Annotated in this window: 15 protein-coding genes (1 of these 15 running past the window's edge); 4 read left to right on the forward strand and 11 right to left on the reverse strand. The window is 43.0% G+C overall.

What is annotated here, in order from left to right; genetic code table 11:
* The 7 genes from DK428_RS09070 to DK428_RS09100 all read right to left on the reverse strand — a co-directional run bounded on the left by DK428_RS09070 (position 1) and on the right by DK428_RS09100 (position 8,893).
* Entirely contained in the window at positions 1-1,419 is a 1,419-nt protein-coding gene (locus tag DK428_RS09070) for a Fe-S-containing protein (protein WP_109065110.1), read from the reverse strand.
* A 180-nt stretch (positions 1,420-1,599) separates the two neighbouring features.
* The gene (locus DK428_RS09075; RefSeq protein WP_005700259.1) at positions 1,600-2,121 is read right to left on the reverse strand and encodes an iron transporter; all 522 of its coding nucleotides are present in this window, start codon (positions 2,119-2,121) and stop codon (positions 1,600-1,602) included.
* 42 nt (positions 2,122-2,163) lie between these two features.
* Positions 2,164-4,071: an FTR1 family iron permease gene (locus DK428_RS09080; protein ID WP_109065111.1), complete on the reverse strand. Its 1,908-nt coding sequence runs from the start codon at positions 4,069-4,071 to the stop codon at positions 2,164-2,166.
* Between the two features lie 208 nt (positions 4,072-4,279).
* Positions 4,280-4,987 (reverse strand): LutC/YkgG family protein, encoded by a 708-nt coding sequence (locus tag DK428_RS09085; RefSeq protein WP_050693535.1) that lies wholly within the window; start codon positions 4,985-4,987, stop codon positions 4,280-4,282.
* The gene (locus DK428_RS09090) at positions 4,987-6,399 is read right to left on the reverse strand and encodes a LutB/LldF family L-lactate oxidation iron-sulfur protein (RefSeq protein ID WP_109065112.1); all 1,413 of its coding nucleotides are present in this window, start codon (positions 6,397-6,399) and stop codon (positions 4,987-4,989) included. Before DK428_RS09090 ends, DK428_RS09085 begins: the two co-directional genes overlap by 1 nt.
* A 1-nt stretch (position 6,400) precedes the next feature.
* Positions 6,401-7,132, reverse strand: a complete 732-nt coding sequence (locus DK428_RS09095; RefSeq protein ID WP_005703325.1) for a (Fe-S)-binding protein — start codon at positions 7,130-7,132, stop codon at positions 6,401-6,403.
* 165 nt (positions 7,133-7,297) lie between these two features.
* Positions 7,298-8,893 carry a lactate permease LctP family transporter gene (locus DK428_RS09100; RefSeq protein ID WP_109065113.1) on the reverse strand — a complete coding sequence of 532 codons (1,596 nt, stop codon included), beginning with the start codon at positions 8,891-8,893 and terminating at the stop codon, positions 7,298-7,300.
* Between the two features lie 294 nt (positions 8,894-9,187).
* Here DK428_RS09100 and dld point away from each other — a divergent pair, with 294 nt between their 5' ends.
* Positions 9,188-10,879 (forward strand): D-lactate dehydrogenase, encoded by a 1,692-nt coding sequence (dld, locus tag DK428_RS09105; protein ID WP_109065114.1) that lies wholly within the window; start codon positions 9,188-9,190, stop codon positions 10,877-10,879.
* A gap of 101 nt (positions 10,880-10,980) precedes the next feature.
* Here the strand turns inward: dld and mrcB are convergent, their stop codons facing one another.
* The 3 genes from mrcB to erpA are packed head-to-tail and all read right to left on the reverse strand — an operon-like array spanning position 10,981 to position 14,114.
* A complete protein-coding gene (gene mrcB / locus DK428_RS09110; RefSeq protein WP_109065115.1) occupies positions 10,981-13,374 on the reverse strand; it encodes a penicillin-binding protein 1B in 2,394 nt (797 codons plus the stop codon).
* 34 nt (positions 13,375-13,408) lie between these two features.
* Positions 13,409-13,771: a YacL family protein gene (locus DK428_RS09115; RefSeq protein ID WP_109065116.1), complete on the reverse strand. Its 363-nt coding sequence runs from the start codon at positions 13,769-13,771 to the stop codon at positions 13,409-13,411.
* A gap of 1 nt (position 13,772) precedes the next feature.
* On the reverse strand, positions 13,773-14,114 hold the full coding sequence (gene erpA / locus DK428_RS09120; RefSeq protein WP_005703321.1) for an iron-sulfur cluster insertion protein ErpA: 342 nt from the start codon (positions 14,112-14,114) through the stop codon (positions 13,773-13,775).
* A 134-nt stretch (positions 14,115-14,248) separates the two neighbouring features.
* Here erpA and map point away from each other — a divergent pair, with 134 nt between their 5' ends.
* Both map and glnD read left to right on the forward strand, forming a co-directional pair.
* The gene (gene map, locus DK428_RS09125; protein WP_109065117.1) at positions 14,249-15,052 is read left to right on the forward strand and encodes a type I methionyl aminopeptidase; all 804 of its coding nucleotides are present in this window, start codon (positions 14,249-14,251) and stop codon (positions 15,050-15,052) included.
* A gap of 67 nt (positions 15,053-15,119) precedes the next feature.
* The gene (gene glnD / locus DK428_RS09130; RefSeq protein WP_109065118.1) at positions 15,120-17,720 is read left to right on the forward strand and encodes a bifunctional uridylyltransferase/uridylyl-removing protein GlnD; all 2,601 of its coding nucleotides are present in this window, start codon (positions 15,120-15,122) and stop codon (positions 17,718-17,720) included.
* Positions 17,721-17,790: 70 nt separating this feature from the next.
* Here glnD and hemL read toward each other — a convergent pair whose 3' ends face one another.
* Positions 17,791-19,074 carry a glutamate-1-semialdehyde 2,1-aminomutase gene (gene hemL, locus DK428_RS09135; protein WP_109065119.1) on the reverse strand — a complete coding sequence of 428 codons (1,284 nt, stop codon included), beginning with the start codon at positions 19,072-19,074 and terminating at the stop codon, positions 17,791-17,793.
* 128 nt (positions 19,075-19,202) lie between these two features.
* Here hemL and wecA point away from each other — a divergent pair, with 128 nt between their 5' ends.
* Positions 19,203-20,050, forward strand: partial view of a UDP-N-acetylglucosamine--undecaprenyl-phosphate N-acetylglucosaminephosphotransferase gene (gene wecA / locus DK428_RS09140; protein ID WP_005700274.1) — the 5' portion only. 226 nt of this gene lie beyond the right edge of the window; only the first 848 of its 1,074 coding nucleotides appear in the window; its start codon is at positions 19,203-19,205; its stop codon lies off the right edge, out of view.

Raw genomic sequence — 20,050 nt, forward strand, 5'->3', positions numbered from 1 at the left:
TTATTTTTCCTCCTTGGCGGTTGACATTTCATCGGCTTTGTTTAAATAGGCCTCAGGATTATCACGGAACAGATCCAAGTTCTTTTCATCAGTAAAGAAATAGGTTTTGCCTTCATGGCTGTATTTGTGTTCCGTTTTTGTGTTGGTCAATTTCTTACCATTGACGGGATCTACCACTTCAATTTCAATGATCGTACTGAAATAGTTCAAGCCTTCTTCCAAGTTTTTCTTGTTGATGACCACTTCCGTATCCGTTTGTTTCCAATCATCAATCGGCACCGGGTTACAACCGCCCGGTTTGCCGATGGAAGGGGTAAACATACGGACGCCACAACCTACGCATACCACTTGGTTGCCTTCCATCACATAGCCTTGGTCGCCGCACAAAATACACGCGTCGAACACGGTGGCAAGACTGAGTTTGTCGGGTAGGCGATTAATAATGAAGAAGCGTACCGCTTTGCCGTCATCAGCAACCCAAAGGAAACGGTGTAATTTGCCGTCTTTTACTTGTTCGATTGGAATGTGTACGTTGTTTTCTGCATCTAAGGTAACTCTTTGGGCTTCGGAAAGTTGTGGCGGCTGGGACGCGATTCTGTCCCAGTAAAATTGCGTAGCCAACATGATGAGAATTGCCGTTATGCCATAGCCGATAATTTTGCCGGATGTGCGTTTGGCGGCAATAGCTTTGCGTTTTTCGATAGGTTGTTGTTCGCTATTAGCAGTGCGCACGCGTGGGCGATGAATATTTAAGGCAAAAATGAGAACGATAACGGCAAGAATAGCTGCGTTAATGTAGTTCAAATAAGTCGTGATGTTGCCGGATTTTGCCACGAAACTTAACCGCACTTTGGTGAGTTCGATGACTTGCAATTTCATTAAAATAAGTAACACATCACCAAGGAGTGGGGCGATCAAAATGAGGGTAATAATCGCGCTGAGTAGAAGACGAAGTGCGGTCGTTTTTTTCGATGTTTTACTCTGCACAAATAAAATGTAACACCAACCGGCAACCACTAAACAGAAAATAAACCCGAGCGCGATAGCGCTGATGTGTAATAAGAAATCAGTGTTGATGACATCTGTTTCGGTGATGGCGGTAATATTTGGATCTTTCGCCCAGAAACTTCCTGCCAATATGGCGAGCATGATGTGCCAAAAGGTATTTAGGCGTTGCCAATGAATAAATTGAGACAAGTAAGCAAAGAGTAAAATGCACAGGCTAAAAATGGCAAGGGCGAGTTTAACGTTTTGGCTATTGGGTAAATTTAACGTAATTACACTGCCGATGATAAAACTGAGAATGGCAAGCCATGCCAGTTTTTTGAAATTAGCCTGAGGATAAGCTACCCAGCTACACGCCAGTAGCAGGGAAAAAGGGAGTAGGGTTTGAATAAGAAAGACAAAGAAATAGTTCATAGCTTACTCCGAAAATTTAAATGAATCATGTCGTCTATTTTTTTAAGTATCTTGATTCCCCCGTAAAGGGTGGTAGGCAATGATTTTTGTGACATCTATATGAATTATGGCCCTTAAATAAAAACACCTCGATATGTCTCAAGGTGTTTTATTTATCGTTTTTGTTAACACCTAAACGGATTATTTCAAACCGGTAAATTTGAATTCATAGTTAACATCAAACGGTTTCCACCAGCGACCAACACCGGTTTCTTCGTCAGTGTGACGGTGCATACCGGCTTTTGGTGGTGGGTCAATGTGGTAGGTTAATTTATAGTTACCCACACCCATCATTTTGATGTTCGCACCATAGTGAGGACCGTCGCTGGCAACCATCGGCATGAATGTGCCTTCTTGTTTTTCACCGGTATCGGTATTCACTAAAGTGTATTGAATAGTGAGGTATGGCATCCATTCGCCTTCACCAAAGCCGTTTTTGTTACCTTTTGTGGCGTGAATATCTGCTTCCAAGTGAATATCGGATTTCGCTGCAGGTAATCCCATACCACGCGGTTCCATATCAACCGGTTGTAAATAGACGGCGGCGATTTCCATTTCATTCATAGTAACAGGTTCGCCAACCGGGAATTCTTTAAAACCTAACGCGGCTGGCGCCGTGATCATGCCGGCTAAAAGTGCGGTGGCTAATAACGTTTTTTTCATACTTAGTTTCTCCTTAATAAGATAAGTATTGTCGTCAAAAAATTAAGCTGCTTTTCGACTTTGGTATTTCATATAAACCAAAGCGAACAGTGCAGCAATAAGTAGAATGACTTGCGGAACCAAGGTTTCCACATAAGGGTAAATTCCCAACCATGAAATTTCTTTCATTCCGGAAATTAAAGTCGGTTCGAATAATTTGCCTTCGATTAGCTCAAGTACGCTCTTACCGGCAAACACGAATGCCATGAGATACATAAAGGAACCGGTGAACATAAAGAACGGTTTGAGCGGAAGTTTTACCACAGTATAACGCATGATGAAATAACAGATGGCTAAAATCACGACGCCCACGGCAAAACCGGCAAAAAGGTAGAAATAACTGACCGCACTTGATGCGTCGCCGGCGAGGGCGTAGTAAAAGAGAACGGTTTCTGCGCCTTCACGATACACGGCAAGGAAACTGGTGAACCACAAGCCTACTAAAGAACCGGTAGTTAGTGCGCTGGATAATTTGCCTTCTAAATAACGTTTCCAGTTTTGCGCTTCCACTTTCGACAGCAACCAGTAACTCATCATGAACAACATCACCACGGCAATCATCATAGTGAAGCCTTCCAATAATTCACGGCTGGCGCCGGAATTGGAAAAAATGAGTTGGAAGATCACGGCGGTAATGACACTACCGAGTAATGCCACATAGACTGATTGGCGAATGACAGGCAGTTTGTCCTGATGGTTGTTTTTTACTAAATATGCCACGATGGCGGCAACAATTAATAGCGCCTCCAAGCCTTCACGAACGATGATTAATAAGCTGTATAAGAACATACTCCATGCAGTTTGTTCTCCGCCCTGTAACATTTCTACAGCTTTGCTTAAATCTTGACTTAATCCTTGTGCTTGTTCTTGTAGCTTTTCTTTCTCTGCGCCGGCTTTCATTAAGCTCACCAAACGGGTGAAATAGCCTTCTAATTGGGTTTTGAAATTACTGTCGCGGGAACCCACTTTGTTTTCCATGCCAGTGCTTTCAAAGATATCAAAGTAGGTATCTTGTACTGCCAACATGGCTTTTTTAGCTTCGCCTTGTTCATATAAGGCTATCGCTTGTTGAATGCCTGCATTCACTTGTGTACTAACCTGCGACCAGTCCTTGTCCTGCGTGGTATCGGCAATAGTTTGATTGGCAGACTGTTCCACTTGTGTATCACGGGTGGTTGGTAATTCAGGTAGTTGCTCTTCAACGTCTTGTAACAGCGTCGTGATTTGATAGCCGAAATTGCTGATTTGATCCGGTTGTTCGCTCAGTTTGATTAAATCATAAAACTGTTGATTAAGATTGCCGGAAATGGCGGCGGAACGATTTTGGCGAATGGACATTTCCATTTCGGAGTTTTTATACCCATCGTATTGCGCTTGTTGTACCAGTTTTTTGGCGGTTGCGTAATCTTTCGCTTCATATGCCGTCATGGCTTGGGCTAATAAATCATCAATGGTTTTAAAGCTTTTTTGCCAATGAGGAGCGATAGTTTGGTTTTCATATACGCTATGTTGACCGGAGGCGTTAAGTTGATGCCCCTCTTTTAAAGAAGGAAGCACTTCTTGCAATTCGGCTTTGAGACCGTCAATTTTGGCTTTGACTTGTTCTTGTGGCAGTCCATCACCAATCATCTTACGAATTTCGCCAAAGGTGGCTTCCATTTGATAGCTTTTTTGTGCGGAAAAGTTAATACGAATAGGGCCTTCAAGATTTTCAAACACTTCAAAATAGGCCATTTGTACTTCGGTACGGGCATCGTCAACTTTATTTTCAGCATAAAGTGTGGCGGTTTTGTCGAGCCGATTTTCAATGTCCTGCACCCATTGATGATAGTTATCTTCGGCGCGGGCTAAGGTGAAAAACAACATAACAACGCTAAAAATAGCATAATGATACCAACGAGAAATGCTCATAATCCCTCTCTTGAACTCTAATTCAATCTATTTTCTATTTGTAATTGATAACAATTATCCTCTGATAAATTTTTAGTGCAAGTAAAATTCACCTTGAGAATTGGAGAAAGATCACAAAATAATGAATTTTTTCGTTGATTTATATAAAAAAATAGGAAAAGTGCGGTGACTTTTCCTATTGTTTTTTTAGTTTGAGCCGAAATGGCAATTAATGGGTCGGTAAATCGTCAATGACCAAATAAATTTTTGCTACCGGACCATGCACGCCGACCACTTTGATTAATTCAATGTCTGCCGTGGAACTTGGACCGGAAATGATATTAACACAGGAAGGCATACGTTCGCCCTGTTGCGCTTTGTCGTGTAACACTTTCGCCAGTTGTGCCACGCGTGGCAATACCTTGCTTTTACGCACGACAACAATGGATTTCTCCGGTAGTAAGCTTACGGAACGACCACGTTCCGCCTGTGAAAATAACACAATGCCGCCCGATTCGGTTAAACCGTATTCGGCGTAAACAATCCCGATATTGGCTTGCTCCGATTTAGTAATGTTGGCTTCCGCCTGTTCCGGTGACCAAATATGGCAAGTGTATTTTTCTTGAACCGCTTGGGTAATACCAAGTTCTTCCAGACGAGGGTCGTCGTTTAACACTAAATCACCGCCACCGTATTTTTCGCAAAGCTCAAGTGCGGTCTGTTTTGCCTGTGTTTCTGAGGTTACGACAACATCCACCATCATCACTTTGGCAAAGTTTACAAATTCATCGCAAAGTTCTGCTTGTGTTAAATGGGTTAGGCGTTCTGTCGGATGAGTATTCACCGGCGTTGCCATGACTTCAGGCACAGTACGACGTTCTTTGCCCATTTTGGCTGCCAATTTATTGAGGAAGTTTTCTCTATTTTGTAAATCCATTAGTTTGCTCCTCTTTTGTTGAACCATTGACGGAAGCTTTCGCCTTCAGGTGTCGGTAAATCACGGGCTTTTGTCCATTCTGCCAAGGCACCCATTTTAATTGGCGCTTTGCCGTTCTTAATGAGTTTACCCGCTAATTTGGCACCGGTGTTTACACCGATTTTCCATAAGGTTGGATGTGAGTTGGCAAAGCCAAAACCGAAAATGGATAAGCGTTCCAATGCCGGCGTTTTGCCTTGTTCGACCATTTTTTCACGGTGTTTTAAAATCAGTTGCGCTAACGGAATGCGCACCGGACAAACGGAGTTACAGGCGTTACACAAGGAACAGGCATACGGCAATTCTTTGAATTCGTCATAGCCGCCAAGTAACGGAGAAATCACCGCGCCAATTGGACCCGGATAAATAGAGCCGTAACCATGACCACCGATTTGACGGTAAGCAGGGCAGGTATTTAAGCACGCACCGCAACGAATACAACGTAAAACTTCTTGGAATTCGGAGGCCAAAATATCGGAACGACCGTTATCGACAATGACTAAGTGAAACTCTTCCGGACCATCGGTTTCGCCGGCAAGGCGAGGACCGGTGAGCCAAGTATTGTAACCGGTTAATTTGGCGCCGACCGCACTACGGGCAAGCATGGTAATTAACACGTCCACTTCTTGGAACGTCGGTGCCAAGCGTTCCATCCCCATTACGGCAATGTGCGTTTTCGGTAGAGTAGTGGCTAAACGCAAGTTACCTTCGTTAGTCACCAAACAAACAGATCCGGTTTCTGCCACAGCAAAGTTACAGCCGCTGATGCCGATGTCTGCTTCTAAGAAATCCTGACGAATTTTTTCACGCACGAAGCGGGTCATGTCTTCCGGTGTTTCCGCACCTTCATAACCCAGTTTTTCGTGTAAATCCTTACGAATTTGGTGGCGATCTTTGTGAATCGCAGGTACCACGATGTGAGATGGTTTGTCGCCGGAAATTTGCAGTAAATATTCACCTAAATCGGTTTCAATGACTTGCATGCCTTCTTTTTCTAAAACAGCATTTAAACCGATTTCTTCCGTTACCATGGATTTGGATTTCACGATCTTCTTAGCATTTTTTTCCAACGCAACTTTACGAATGTAGTCGCTTGCTTCTTCGGCGGTTTCGGCAAAATAAACCTTACCGCCGTTTTCCATGACTTTTTCGCTAAGTTGGTATAAATAGGCGTCTAAATTGGCTAATACATGATTACGAATTTGTTTCGATAAGTCGCGCCATTCTTCCCAATTGCCTAGTTCATCCACCATTCTTTGACGGTTGGCACCAATGGTTTCTTGGGCTTTCACCACGGCTTTACGCATAATGCCATTATGCACTTCGCGATCAACTCGTTCTTTAAAAGGAAGGTTACTGGTTTTTAAAGACATCTTATTTTCCCTCCTGCATTAACACTTCGGCAATATGCATCACTTTAATTTTGCTGCCTTCGCGTTGTAGGCGACCGCCGATATTTAATAAACAGCTAACATCTGCGCCAATTAAGTATTCAGGTTCGACTTCCTCAACATGTTCGACTTTTTCTTTTACCATTTCACCGGAAATTTCCGCCATTTTTACCGAGAATGTTCCGCCAAAACCGCAACAGGTTTGTTGATTGTGAATTGGCAACAGTTCTAAACCTTTAACATGTTTAAGTAAGGTAATCGGCTCATCAACGATACCGAGTTTACGGAAGAGACTGCAAGAAGGATGGTAAACCGCACGGCCCGGCAAATGGGCACCAATGTCGGTAACACCTAATTTATTGACGATAAAATCGGTTAAATCAAAGAAACGATCGGCGACTTTTTTCGCACGTTCAGCCCAATCAGGAAGATTGGCACGCATAAAATAGTCGGGATAATTTTTGATTGCATACACACAGGAACCGGCAGGGGCAACGATAGGATAGTCGTTGACTTCAAAGGTTTCCACAAGATTTTTCATGCCGGGTAAAGCTTGTTTGGTATAGCCGCTATTTAACGCGGGTTGGCCGCAGCAGCCTTGTTTTTCTAAAAAGGTGACCTGACAGCCCAACTTTTCCAGTAACAGCACGGTGTTTTTGGCCACACCGCTTTTTACTACATCGGCAATACAGGTGACGTAGAAATTTACGTTCATAATGAATACTCCAACAGTAATGGAAATAAAAAGTAAAAAAGTAAAAAAATAAATAAAGTTAAATAGTGGAAATTGTAAATGCGATTAATTTACATTTCTCACTGAGTGCTCTAACAAAAACAACCGCAAAGTGCGGTTGTTTTTTTCAGTAAATTTAAAACTTTGTTAAAGCGTGTAGAACAACGGTATTAAGAACGTTGCACAAAGGGCTGCAATGATACCGTAAACCACCATCGGAACAATAGTTGTTTTAATGATAGTGCCTTCTTTATTTTGAATATCCAATACAGAGCACACAGCAACAATGTTATTAATACATACCATGTTACCCATAGCACCACCAACGGATTGCAATGCTAACACTAACGCAACGGATAAACCGGTAGTTTCTGCAGTGGATAATTGTACGCTACCAAAGGTTAAGTTCGACACGGTGTTAGAACCGGAGAAGAACGCACCTACCGCACCAAGGAAGGAAGAGAAGAGCGTCCAGTCATTACCGGTCACTTCCGCAAAGGTACGACCAATGATTTTCACCATGGAATGCTCACCACCCACTAACATTAAGTTTACCATCACTAATGCACCCATTAAGGCGATAAACGGATTTTTTGATTGTTTCAAGCTGGATGAGAAAATATCTTTGACTTTCGTGCCGGATACGCCAAATATCGGAATAGCGATTAACACAGTAATAATAAATGGAATTAATGCCGGTACGTAAAGTAATTTATAGCTTGATGACACATCTGAACCGAAGATATTTTTTAAAGTAAAAATAAGACCTTTACTGACTTCAAATGTACCTAATGAACCTAAGGCGGTAGAGAACCAAACGGTGGTATCGTTCATCATCGCTTTAAACGGCAACTGATGAATACGTGTCACGATTAAGAACGCAATTAATAAACCGGTTGGGAATAAAGCTTTCACTACTTGTCTGATATTGACGGCATTGCTGTCAAGTGTATTTTCAACTTTAGCCAAACCGATGTTGCGATTCGCTACCCATACGGAAATAAATAAACCGATTGCACCGCCTACTAAAGAAGGGAATTCATAGTTGACTTGGGCTAATAATAAATAAGGAATTACGCAAGCAAAGACGCTGATGTAAATGAATACAAGGTTTTTGCGAATTTCACTCCAACTTACTAATACACGAAGCGCCAGTAATGGAATAATAAGTGCGGCAACAGCATGGATAAACGCAGTCATGGAACCAATTTCTAAGATCATGTCTTCAGATAATTTTAATGGGCCAAAACCGAACCAAGTAGGTGTGCCTACCGCGCCGAAAGATACCGGTACGGAGTTCATGATGAGTGCGAGCATAGCGACTTTCAATGGATTGAAGCCTAAGCCCATAAGAATTGGTGCCGCAATGGCTGCCGGCGTACCGAAACCACTGGCGCCTTCAATCATAAAGGCAAATGCCCAACCGATAATCATGAGTTGCGCTACCGGGTTTGGGTTAATGTTGCCCAACCATTTACGCATAATATCGGTCGCGCCGGACACTTCACTAAAACGGTTAAATAAAATCGCACCGAAAATTACCGTAATAGGTGTTTGCACGGCTACGATAGCAGAGGTAACGTTAGCACTGATGGTGACGATGTCCGTATTAAAGTGTAACAAATGTACCCCCATCACCAATGTTGCAATCCAAGGCAAGGCAACATAGGAAGGTAGCGCGTTTCGCTTAACCATGAGGTAGATGAGTAATATGATGGGTAATACGCTTAAGAAGAAAGACATGTTTGCTCCTTTAGAAGTGGAAAAAAAATCTCGCGTATTCTATGAATTTTCCCTCAAAAAAATATACCTATTTTGGGAAAATGTGATCTAGTTATCAAAAAAATGTAACATTTCGTTAAATTTTGTGATTTATACAGCTTAACTGTTTCAGCCGAAATGAGGTTTGTGGCGCTTTTGGCGCCAAGTGCGGTTAAAAATAAGGTTGTTTTTTCTGTGCTTGGGCCGTTATTTTCTGTTATTCTTCGACTTATTTTGTTAACTTTTTATTAACCAACATTGCAACGGGTGACAGCTATGACAAAAACCGAATTAATTAATCAACTTCGTCACATTGTCGGAGACAAATATTTGATTACCGATCCAAGCAAATCGGAAGCCTATCGTAGCGGCTATCGTTTTGGTAACGGAAACGCCTTAGCGGTAGTGCGCCCGGGAAATTTAACGGAATTTTGGGCGATTCTTAAAGCTTGTGTGGCGGCGGATGTCATTGTTATTGCTCAAGCCGCCAATACCGGTTTGACCGGTGGTTCCACGCCCGATGGCAATGATTACGATCGCGATATTGTGATTATCAACGCTATGCGCATTTCAGGCATTCAATTAATTAATGATGCACAACAAGTAGTTTGTTTGCCGGGTTCTACGCTAAATGAATTAGAGATCGCTTTGAAACCACACGGGCGTGAACCGCATTCGGTTATTGGCTCTTCTTGTATTGGTGCATCGGTTATCGGCGGTATTTGTAATAACTCCGGCGGTGCGTTGGTGCAACGTGGCCCGGCTTATACGGAAATGGCGCTTTATGCCCAATTAACGGAGCAGGGTGAACTGCAATTAGTTAATCACCTAGGCATTGATTTAGGGGAAACGCCGGAAGAAATTTTAGAGAATTTGGATAACCAACGTTATCAACGCAAAGATATCCAATTAGATTGTGGCAAAGGTCATGACCATGCTTACTGCAACCATGTGCGCCAAGTGGATGAAGCCAGTCCGGCGCGTTTTAATGCGGATCCGGCGCGTCACTATGAAGCCTCGGGTTGCGCAGGTAAGTTAGCGATTTTTGCTGTGCGGTTGGACACCTTTGTAGCAGAGAAAAACACGGCGGTATTTTACATTGGTACCAATCAAACTGACGCATTGAGCGATATTCGTCGTCATATGTTGGCGAATTTTAAACAGTTACCGATTTCCGGTGAGTATATTCATCGTGATGCGTTTGATGTGGCGGCCAAATATGGCAAAGATACGTTTTGGATCATAAAAAAATTCGGTACGCATTGGTTACCGAAATTATTTGCGCTGAAAGCGAAAGTGGATCGTTTGGCGAAAAAAGTGGCTTTTTTACCTAGCCATTTAAGCGACAAACTCATGCAAGCCTTTTCTAATGTGCTTCCTCAGCATCTACCACAAAAACTTCTGCAATATCGTGAACAATATGAGCATCACTTAATTGTAAAAATGGGCGGTGATGGCGTGCAAGAAGCCCGTGAGTATTTAAAAACTTATTTTAGCGATAGTAACAATGGGGCTTTCTTCGAATGTGACGCGGTGGAAACGCAAGCGGCAATGTTGCACCGATTTGCCGTTGCCTCCGCGGCCATTCGTTATCGTGCGATTCATGAAAAAGATGTAGAAGACATTGTGGCATTGGATATTGCCTTGCGTCGTAATGACCGTGAGTGGTTTGAAACCTTGCCGCCTGAAATTGATCATAAAATCAGCCATAAATTGTATTACGGTCATTTTATGTGCCATGTTTTCCATCAGGATTACATTGTGAAAAAAGGCAATGATTGCATGGAATTGGAACATCAAATGTTGGAATTGTTGGATAAACGCGGCGCGCAATACCCGGCGGAGCATAACGTCGGCCATTTGTATGAGGCTAAACCGGAATTACGTAAATTCTATAAGTCTCTTGACCCAACCAACAGTTTCAACCCGGGCATCGGGCACACGTCTAAAAAGAAATATTGGTCGTAATTGTAGAATTTGTAGGCTAACGCCTGCACGTTAAAATAATGAAAAAAATGACCGCACTTGAGATTTTGTTGATCAAAGTGCGGTCATTTTCTTGGGTGTTTTTAATCTGCCGGTTTTGCTTCTTCCACCGGTACCGATTTGTCTTCTTTTAATACATCCCAAACGCTTTCCGGTTTTGCTGTGGTATTGGCATTTGTTTGTGTTGGGGCATTGGTGACGATATTAGCGGTTTGCGTCAATACGGCTGGTTGGCAGAAGGATTGATTTTGGTCTGCCCAGACCGGAATAGTGCGAGTACTACTACAATCCCAGCCACCATAAGCATTAATGCCGACCCATTTAATGCCTTGCGGTTTGTGTAATTTTAATGGGCGGATGGCGGAGCGTTGTAAATAATCTTTATACACCTGCAACGCGCCACTCGCGCCGGTGAGCTTGGTATCGCCGTTGTCGTCACGGCCGAGCCAAACCGTGGAGACATGTTCACCATCAATTCCCACAAACCAGGTGTCTCGTGCATCATTGGTGGTGCCGGTTTTACCGGCCAAATGCAAGTGGGCAAAATCATTTTGTAAGCTACGCGCCGTACCGCGTTCCACGACTTGTTGCATAGCAAAGAGGGTTTGGAACGCTGCTTCGCGAGGAACAACTTGTTGCGGATCAAATTCCCGTTCATAAATCACATTGCCTTGTCTGTCCACAACGCTGTTGATGGTACTCAACGGAATGCTGGCTCCTTCGTTCGCAATGGTTTGGTAGAGCTTGGTCACGTCATAAGGCGAAATAGAGTAGGAGCCGAGCAAGGTTGACGGCACTTTCGGAATAGACACTTTGTCCCAGCCCATGGCTTGTTGCACGGAAATTACTTTGGTTAATCCTAATTTCATGCCGATATTCACCGTTGGAATATTCAACGAACGCACTAACGCATCCATTAGCATGACCGAACCGCTGTATTTGCGATCGTAATTGCGCGGTTGCCACGGCGGGCTACCTTTTACGTTAATGGTAATCGGTTGGTTATTAATTGGTGTATTCAAGCGGAATTGATCCGGGTACATAAGTGCGGTCAAATAAATGGACGGTTTTACCAGAGAACCGATTTGACGTTGCGCCATCAATGCACGGTTAAAGCCGGCAAATTGAGTTTGTACACCGCCTACTACGGCACGTACTTCACCGGTTTGATAATCGGCAACAACCATGGCGGATTCCAAATGCGGGTTTTTATGTTTTACCTGTAATTCGGATACCATATTGATAACGGCTTGTTCTGCTCGATTCTGTTGTTTGACATCTAACGTGGAGAAGATCCGCGCGCCTAGTAAATTGGCGGCTTTGCCTTCACCAATTTGATGGCGTAGCTCTGTTTGCAGAGTTTGGATAAAGGCGGGATATTTCCGACTGATTTTCCCTTTATCTTGCACGCCAAGCGGGCGTTGACTTAAGAGTTGATAAAGCTCTTCACCGATAACTTTGTGTTCCAACAATAAATGCAATACCACGTTGCGGCGCTCCAAGGCATTTTGCGGATTGCGCCATGGATTGTATAAAGAAGGGCCTTTTACCATGCCGACCAACAAGGCAATTTGATCCAAACTGATTTCACGAATAGAACGACCGAAATAGAACTGGCTGGCTAATTCAAAGCCATGAATTTGGCTGTCGCCGTTTTGCCCGAGATAAATTTCATTGAGGTAGGTTTCTAGAATGCGATTTTTGTCATAACGCCAGTCTAAAATCAATGCCATCATGGCCTCATTGACTTTACGGCTAAGGGTGCGTTCGTTACTTAAAAACAGATTTTTAACCAATTGCTGAGTTAGGGTACTACCCCCTTGCACGGTGTGTCCGGCTTGAATATTTGTGACGACCGCACGCAAAATACCGAGCGGGCTAATACCATCATGTTCAAAAAAGCGGCGATCCTCTGTGAGTAGGAGCGCATCGATCAATAAGCGGGGGTATTGTTGCAAAGAAATAGCCAGGCGTTCTTCTTTGTCCGATTGCAACATGGCGATCAATTTCGGTGCCATGCGAAATTCTTCAATGGCTTTAACGTTGATTAAATCCTCGATCACCGCCAATTTATTGTCATTAAAACGCAAACGGAACACGCGCTGTGCTTCGGGCTTATCCGGAAATGGAAAGGCTCGACGCAATAACACAATCGTATTGTCTTCAATTTTAAAATCGCCCGGCGCGGCAATCATGGTCGTTTGGCGATATTCGTTATCCAACAAAATTTGCTTAATTTGTTCCAAACTTAATTCATCGCTCAACCGAATGCTTTCGATTCGGCTATACACTTCCGCCGGCAAACGCCAAATTTGGCCGTCCATTTTGCTGCGGATTTGCCAATCCAAATACGCGGAATAGAAAAATAGCATACAAAAGCCGGTAAAGGCGGCTTTGAGAAGCAAACTTTTCCAAGATCTTTTCTTCTTAGAGGATTGCTGTTCAGGAGAGGTTTGTTGATCTTGTTTTGTTGCCATTTGCATTACCGTTTGGGGCTGAATTATGTGGGGATTACTGGCGGATGAACGCTAAATAAGATTGCAAAAAGTGAGCGAAATCTTCCGTTCCGCAAAATGCGATGCTTTCTTGATCGTAATAATAAAAACCGTCTTCAAGCTCATCTTGATTTTCAATAGCGAGATTGTTGGCTTTGGCCATTACTTCATCTGCATTGATGTATAAACTGTATTCGGCGCCGTTTAAAATAATGTCTTGTTCTGAGTGCGCCGGTAAGTTCTCTAAATGAAAAAGTGCGGTGGAAATTAATTGTGGATTCGACCGCACTTCAATATTAAACCAGTTGGCGAAGGCTTCGTGTTCCATTGAACAGGTCGCCACAGTATTGCCGTTGTGATAGGTAAATTGGAAATCCATGTTAAATGCTAAAAGAAGAACCGCAGCCACAAGTAGATGAGGCATTCGGATTATTGACGACAAAGCGCGAGCCTTCCAAGCCCTCGGTGTAATCGACGGTGCCACCGATTAAATATTGTAAACTCATCGGATCAATCACTAATTGTACGCCTGAATTTTCTACGGTTAAGTCGCCATCATTTACTTTTTCATCGAACGTAAAACCGTATTGAAAACCGCTGCAACCGCCACCGGTAATGTAAACCCGAAGTTTGAGATCAGGGTTTTCTTCTTCGCTGATTAAAGATTTAACTTTTTGTGCCGCAGCATCGGTAAAAGTTAACGGAACGGATATATCTGTCATGTTATGTAATTCCCCACTATTTATTTAAGCGCGTATTATCTAATAACCCTCTAAGGCATTCAAGAATTTATCAAGGATTTTTCAATAGGTAAGTGCTATAATTCCGCCCATTAATTTTTATTAGGGAGATGAATATGGGTATTCCACTAAGAACAGAAGAGGAAATTGTTAAATTACGTGAAGCCTGTAAATTGGCGGCAGATGTGCTGGTGATGATCGAACCTTATGTGAAAGAGGGTGTTACTACCGGAGAATTGGATCGCATTTGTCATGAATATATGGTAAATGAACAAAAAGTCATCCCTGCCTGCCTGAATTATCATGGTTTCCCAAAAGCAACTTGCATTTCTATTAACGAAGTGGTTTGCCATGGCATCCCAAGTTTTGATAAACACCTGAAAAATGGCGATATTGTGAATATTGATGTGACGGTGATAAAAGACGGTTATTACGGTGATAACTCGAAAATGTATATTATCGGCGAAACCAATTTACGCAGTAAAAAACTGGTGGAAGCTGCTCAAGAAGCCCTTTATGTGGGGTTACGTACGGTTAAACCGGGCATCCGTTTAAATGAAATCGGCAAAGCGGTGCAAAAATATACGGAATCCGAAACGTTCAGCGTGGTGCGTGAATATTGCGGTCATGGCATTGGTACGGAATTTCACTGCGAACCACAAGTGTTGCACTACTATGCAGATGACGGCGGCGTGATTTTAAAACCGGGTATGGTTTTTACTATTGAACCTATGATTAATGCCGGTAAAAAAGAAGTTCGTTTAATGGGGGATGGTTGGACGGTGAAAACCAAAGATCGGAGCCATTCCGCCCAATTTGAACACCAGTTGGTCGTTACCGAAAATGGTTGTGAAGTGATGACCATTCGAGATGAAGAAATCGCCGAGGGGCGTATTCAGCGTTTCATGGTGAATGTTTAATGATCTAATCCGTCGCTAAATTCTGTGACGGATTTTTTTTATAGCTCAAATTTTAGTGAGTGATCCTATGCTTTTCCCTTACGACACCGAAGCCGAAATGACGCCAAGTGCGGTCAAAATTCAGAAAGAAAATTTAAAGCAATTTGAATTGGCTCATTTCATCGAGCTTGACGTAGATCGCCTGATTGCCAATCGTACGGCGTTTTACGATCATCTGTTACAGCATTTGTGGCGGTATTTCGGGTTTGAAGAGCTTCCATTAAGCCTTATTGCCGTGGGCGGCTACGGGCGGGAAGAAATGTTTCCGTTGTCCGATTTGGATATTTTAATTTTAACCGAGCAGCCGATTCCTGCAGATTTACAAGACAACATCGCGCAATTTGTACAATTTTTGTGGGATTGCAATTTTAATGTGGGACACAGCATTCGTACCCTTGCAGAATGTGCAACGGAAGGTAAAGCGGATATCACCATCGCCACTAACTTGTTGGAAGCTCGTTATTTGTGCGGTCATCATGCCTTATTTGAGCAACTTGTGCAGTTGGTTAGGCAGGAAGATTTTTGGTCAAAAATTGATTTTTGTCAGGCGAAGATTCAAGAAAAAATAACGCGTTATCAACGCTATAACAACACCTCTTATAATCTTGAACCCGACATTAAATATAGTCCCGGCGGGTTGCGCGATCTGCATTTGTTATATTGGATTGCCTTGCGTCATAACGGTGCGAAAAATTTACAGGAAATTTTACAGGCGGGGTTTATTTATCCTGCCGAACACGACCTATTGCTAAAGAGTCAGCAGTTTTTATTTAAAGTGCGGTATGCTTTGCACTTGATTTTAAAACGTTATGACAACCGCTTGTTATTTGATCGCCAGTTGAAAGTCAGTGAATTATTAGGTTTTCAAGGCGAAGGTAATCTAGGCGTAGAAACCATGATGAAACGCTTTTTTCGGGCGTTACATTCGATCTCTTTGCTAAGTGAATTGTTGGTGAAACATTATCAGGAGCATTTTCTGATTGATTACGAAATCATTCATGAACAGGTATTGGATGAGAATTTTAGCTTGATAAATCAAGCCATTTGTTTGCGTAATCATCAATGTTTTGAGCGGCAACCGGACAGCATTCTCGATCTTTTTTATTATCTTACCCAATATCCGGATGCCGAGATTCATTCTTCCGTATTGCGTGAATTGCATCTGACGCTTGAGTATCGGCAAGAGCATCAACTGAGTTATTTGTGTGAGTCGCCATCGGCACGGGAGAAATTTATTCGTCTTTTTAATCAGCCTTTGGCTATCAAGCGGGCGTTTTTCCTCATGCATCAATATGGTGTGTTGACGGCCTATTTGCCGCAATGGCGTAATATTGTAGGCTTAATGCAATTCGATTTATTCCATTCTTATACGGTGGATGAACATATTTTGCGCGTGATGCTGAAACTAGAGAGTTTTTTATCCGAAGAATCTGCCAAGGCACATCCGATTTGCTATCAAATATTTAGCCAAATTTCCGACCGCACTTTGCTTTATATCGCTGCGTTATTTCACGATATTGCCAAAGGTCGGGGGGGAGAGCATGAAATACTTGGTGCTGTTGATGTGCGTGAGTTTGCCCGACTACATGGTTTTGACCAGCGGGAAACGGAAACCATGGCGTGGTTGGTGGAGCAGCATTTATTGATGTCGGTGACGGCTCAACGACGCGATATTCATGATCCGGAAGTAGTGCTGAATTTTGCTGAACAAGTGTGCAATCAGGTGCGCTTAGATTATTTAACCTGTTTAACCGTGGCTGATATTGTGGCAACCAATGAAACCCTGTGGAACAGTTGGAAACGTTCTCTAATCGCAACACTTTATGATTATGCCAAACAGCAGTTTAGCCAAGGTTTGCAAACGTTGTTAGATAATCAGGCGAAAGCCAAAGAACATCAAGAGTTAGCGTTATTGGAAATACGCGCAAAAAACACCGCACTTTCCGAGTCACAAATCGAAAAATTATGGCAACGTTGTCCGCTGGATTATTTTTTGCGTAATTCACCGCAACAAATTAGTTGGCATACTTGCTTACTTGCCGAGTTTAAGGGTGATTTATTGGTGAAGGTGAGTAACCGATTTTCCGGTGGCGGCACTGAAATTTTCATTTATACACAAGACTGCCCGAACTTGTTTAATAAAGTCGTGACCACCATCGGTGCAAAAAAACTGAGCATTCACGATGCGCAAATTATTACCGCTAAAGACGGTTATGTGCTGGACAGTTTTATTGTTACCGAATTGGATGGTTCAGAACTGCCTTTTGATCGTCGTCGTATGCTGGAAGCCGCACTGACGGAAAGTTTAATGTCCGGTATGGTTAACAGGCAACGGGTACGCGAAAAACATCAGTTGGCGCATTTTAAGGTAAAAACCGAAGTGCGTTTTTTGAATCTCGACAAAACCGATCAAACGGAAATGGAATTGTTTGCGTTGGATCGAGCGGGTTTACTGGCGGATGTCAGTGCGGTATTTTGCGAACTTGAACTGAATTTGTGTAATGCCAAAATCACAACTATCGGTGAGAAAGCGGAAGACTTCTTTATTTTGACCAATAAGGAGGGCAGGGCGTTGAACGAGATGGAAAGAAAGGCGTTGTTAGAGCGATTGTTGCATATTTTAAACTAGCTTTTTCGTAATAAAAGTGCGGTGGATTTTTAAAGTGTTTTTAAATCTACCGCACTTTTTATTCCTCGAACTAAGCCAACTCGGCAAAGGCAATATCTGCCGTCGCTAAAGTGAGGTCGATATCTTCATCGGAATGAGCAAGGGACATAAAGCCGGCTTCAAATGCGGAAGGTGCCAGATACACGCCTAAGGCCAACATTTTATGGAAGAAGCGTTTGAATTTTTCAGTGTCGCAGGCCATCACATCTTGATAGCAACTCACTTCTTTTTTATCGGTAAAGAAAAGACCGAACATACCGCCTACATAATTCACGACAAACGGCACTTGATGCTTATCGGCAAGCTGTTGCAAGCCTTTCGCCAATTTTTCGGTTTGTTGGGCCAATTTTTGCTCATTGCCCGCTTTCTTTAATTCGGTCAGGCAAGCAAGCCCCGCAGCCATGGCAATTGGGTTGCCGGATAAGGTACCGGCTTGATATACCGGCCCTGTCGGTGCGATATGCTGCATAATTTCTTTTTTGCCGCCAAAAGCGCCTACCGGCATACCGCCGCCAATCACTTTGCCTAAACAGGTCAAATCCGGCGTAACATTATAATAATGTTGTGCGCCGCCAAGTGCCACACGGAAACCGGTCATCACTTCATCAATAATGAATACGGCGCCGTATTGATCACAAAGTTCACGCAACCCTTGTAAGAAATTGTTTTTTGGCGGAATGCAATTCATGTTGCCGGCAACGGGTTCTACGATAATACAGGCGATTTCATTCGGATATTGCTCAAATGCTTGTTTGACGGAGTTGAGGTCGTTGTAAGTGCAAGTGAGGGTGTGTTTGGCAAAGTCGGCCGGTACGCCGGGAGAATTCGGTTGGCCTAAGGTTAACGCACCGGAACCTGCTTTTACTAATAGCGAATCGGCATGGCCATGGTAGCAACCTTCAAATTTAATGATTTTGTCACGTTTGGTATAGCCGCGGGCTAAGCGAATGGCGGACATAGTGGCCTCGGTACCGGAACTGACCATTCTCACCATTTCAATCGATGGAATCAGCTGGCAAACCAATTCGGCAAGGTCAATTTCTAATGATGTCGGCGCACCGAAACTTAAACCGTTTTCGGCAGTTTTGAGCACAGCCTTCAAGATTGCCGGGTGGTTGTGGCCCAAAATCATTGGCCCCCATGAGCCTACATAATCAATATATTGTTTGCCTTCTGTATCGAAAATGTAAGCTCCTTGAGCTTTTTCAATAAATACAGGCGTTCCGCCTACGCCATTAAAGGCGCGAACAGGGGAGTTAACGCCACCGGGAATCACTTGTTGTGCGCGGGAAAAAAGTGCGGTTGAATTTGTCATCTTTTTTTATCCTTGTGTTCAAAAAATGTAAGCTATTGTACTGAAAAAAGAGAATATTGTTAAAAATATTTATGTACGATTTTTCCTTTATGATATGCTTTGCGCACTTGTTTTCACGGAAAGAGCTTATGTTGCTAACGTTATTTATTACTTTTTTAGGCGCATTTCTAACCTTAATCGTGATGCGTCCGATTGCTATCCATATTGGATTAGTGGATAAACCGAATTATCGTAAACGTCACCAAGGCGCTATCCCGCTCATTGGTGGGATTTCCTTGTTTATGGGGAATCTATGCTTCTACCTCATGCAATGGGATCAAACTAGGCTTCCTTATCTATATTTATTCAGTATCTTAGTGCTTTTGTTGATGGGAATCATTGATGACCGTTATGATATAAGTCCTTTTTTACGCGCGGGCATCCAGGCCTTCTTGGCGATTCTGATGATTGACATGGGGAATGTATATCTCGATCATTTGGGACAGATTTTAGGGCCATTCCAGTTAACATTAGGATCGATTGGATTAATTATCACTGTGTTGGCAACTATCGGGATTATTAACGCGTTTAATATGATTGATGGTATAGATGGCTTGCTTGGCGGCCTGTCTTGTGTGTCTTTTGCGGCAATTGGTATTTTAATGTATCGCGATGGACAAATGGATTTGGCCTATTGGAGCTTTGGTTTAATTATTGCCGTGCTACCTTATTTAATGATGAATTTAGGAATTCCATTAGGGCCTAAGTTTAAAGTCTTTATGGGGGATGCAGGAAGCACCTTAATCGGCTTTACCATTATTTGGATTTTGCTTTTAAGTACTCAAGGTAAAGGCCATCCAATGAATCCGGTAACAGCGCTTTGGGTAATTGCTATTCCGTTAGTTGATATGGTGGCAATTATTTACCGTCGTTTAAGAAAGGGGAAAAGTCCGTTTCGGCCGGATCGCTTACACGTTCATCATTTAATGGTGCGTGC

This window comes from Aggregatibacter kilianii (assembly GCF_003130255.1).
GTDB classification, from domain to species: domain Bacteria; phylum Pseudomonadota; class Gammaproteobacteria; order Enterobacterales; family Pasteurellaceae; genus Aggregatibacter; species Aggregatibacter kilianii.

Bases quoted from the DNA above. Each gene is read 5' to 3' on its own strand.
- DK428_RS09115 (WP_109065116.1), bottom strand. From the start codon at position 13,771: ATGGATTTCCAATTTACCTATCACAACGGCAATACTGTGGCGACCTGT.
- DK428_RS09100 (WP_109065113.1), bottom strand. From the start codon at position 8,893: ATGTCTTTCTTCTTAAGCGTATTACCCATCATATTACTCATCTACCTC.
- DK428_RS09090 (WP_109065112.1), bottom strand. From the start codon at position 6,399: ATGTCTTTAAAAACCAGTAACCTTCCTTTTAAAGAACGAGTTGATCGC.
- DK428_RS09070 (WP_109065110.1), bottom strand. From the start codon at position 1,419: ATGAACTATTTCTTTGTCTTTCTTATTCAAACCCTACTCCCTTTTTCC.
- glnD (WP_109065118.1), top strand. From the start codon at position 15,120: ATGCTTTTCCCTTACGACACCGAAGCCGAAATGACGCCAAGTGCGGTC.
- erpA (WP_005703321.1), bottom strand. From the start codon at position 14,114: ATGACAGATATATCCGTTCCGTTAACTTTTACCGATGCTGCGGCACAA.
- map (WP_109065117.1), top strand. From the start codon at position 14,249: ATGGGTATTCCACTAAGAACAGAAGAGGAAATTGTTAAATTACGTGAA.
- DK428_RS09085 (WP_050693535.1), bottom strand. From the start codon at position 4,987: ATGGATTTACAAAATAGAGAAAACTTCCTCAATAAATTGGCAGCCAAA.
- DK428_RS09075 (WP_005700259.1), bottom strand. From the start codon at position 2,121: ATGAAAAAAACGTTATTAGCCACCGCACTTTTAGCCGGCATGATCACG.
- dld (WP_109065114.1), top strand. From the start codon at position 9,188: ATGACAAAAACCGAATTAATTAATCAACTTCGTCACATTGTCGGAGAC.
- hemL (WP_109065119.1), bottom strand. From the start codon at position 19,074: ATGACAAATTCAACCGCACTTTTTTCCCGCGCACAACAAGTGATTCCC.
- DK428_RS09080 (WP_109065111.1), bottom strand. From the start codon at position 4,071: ATGAGCATTTCTCGTTGGTATCATTATGCTATTTTTAGCGTTGTTATG.
- mrcB (WP_109065115.1), bottom strand. From the start codon at position 13,374: ATGGCAACAAAACAAGATCAACAAACCTCTCCTGAACAGCAATCCTCT.
- DK428_RS09095 (WP_005703325.1), bottom strand. From the start codon at position 7,132: ATGAACGTAAATTTCTACGTCACCTGTATTGCCGATGTAGTAAAAAGC.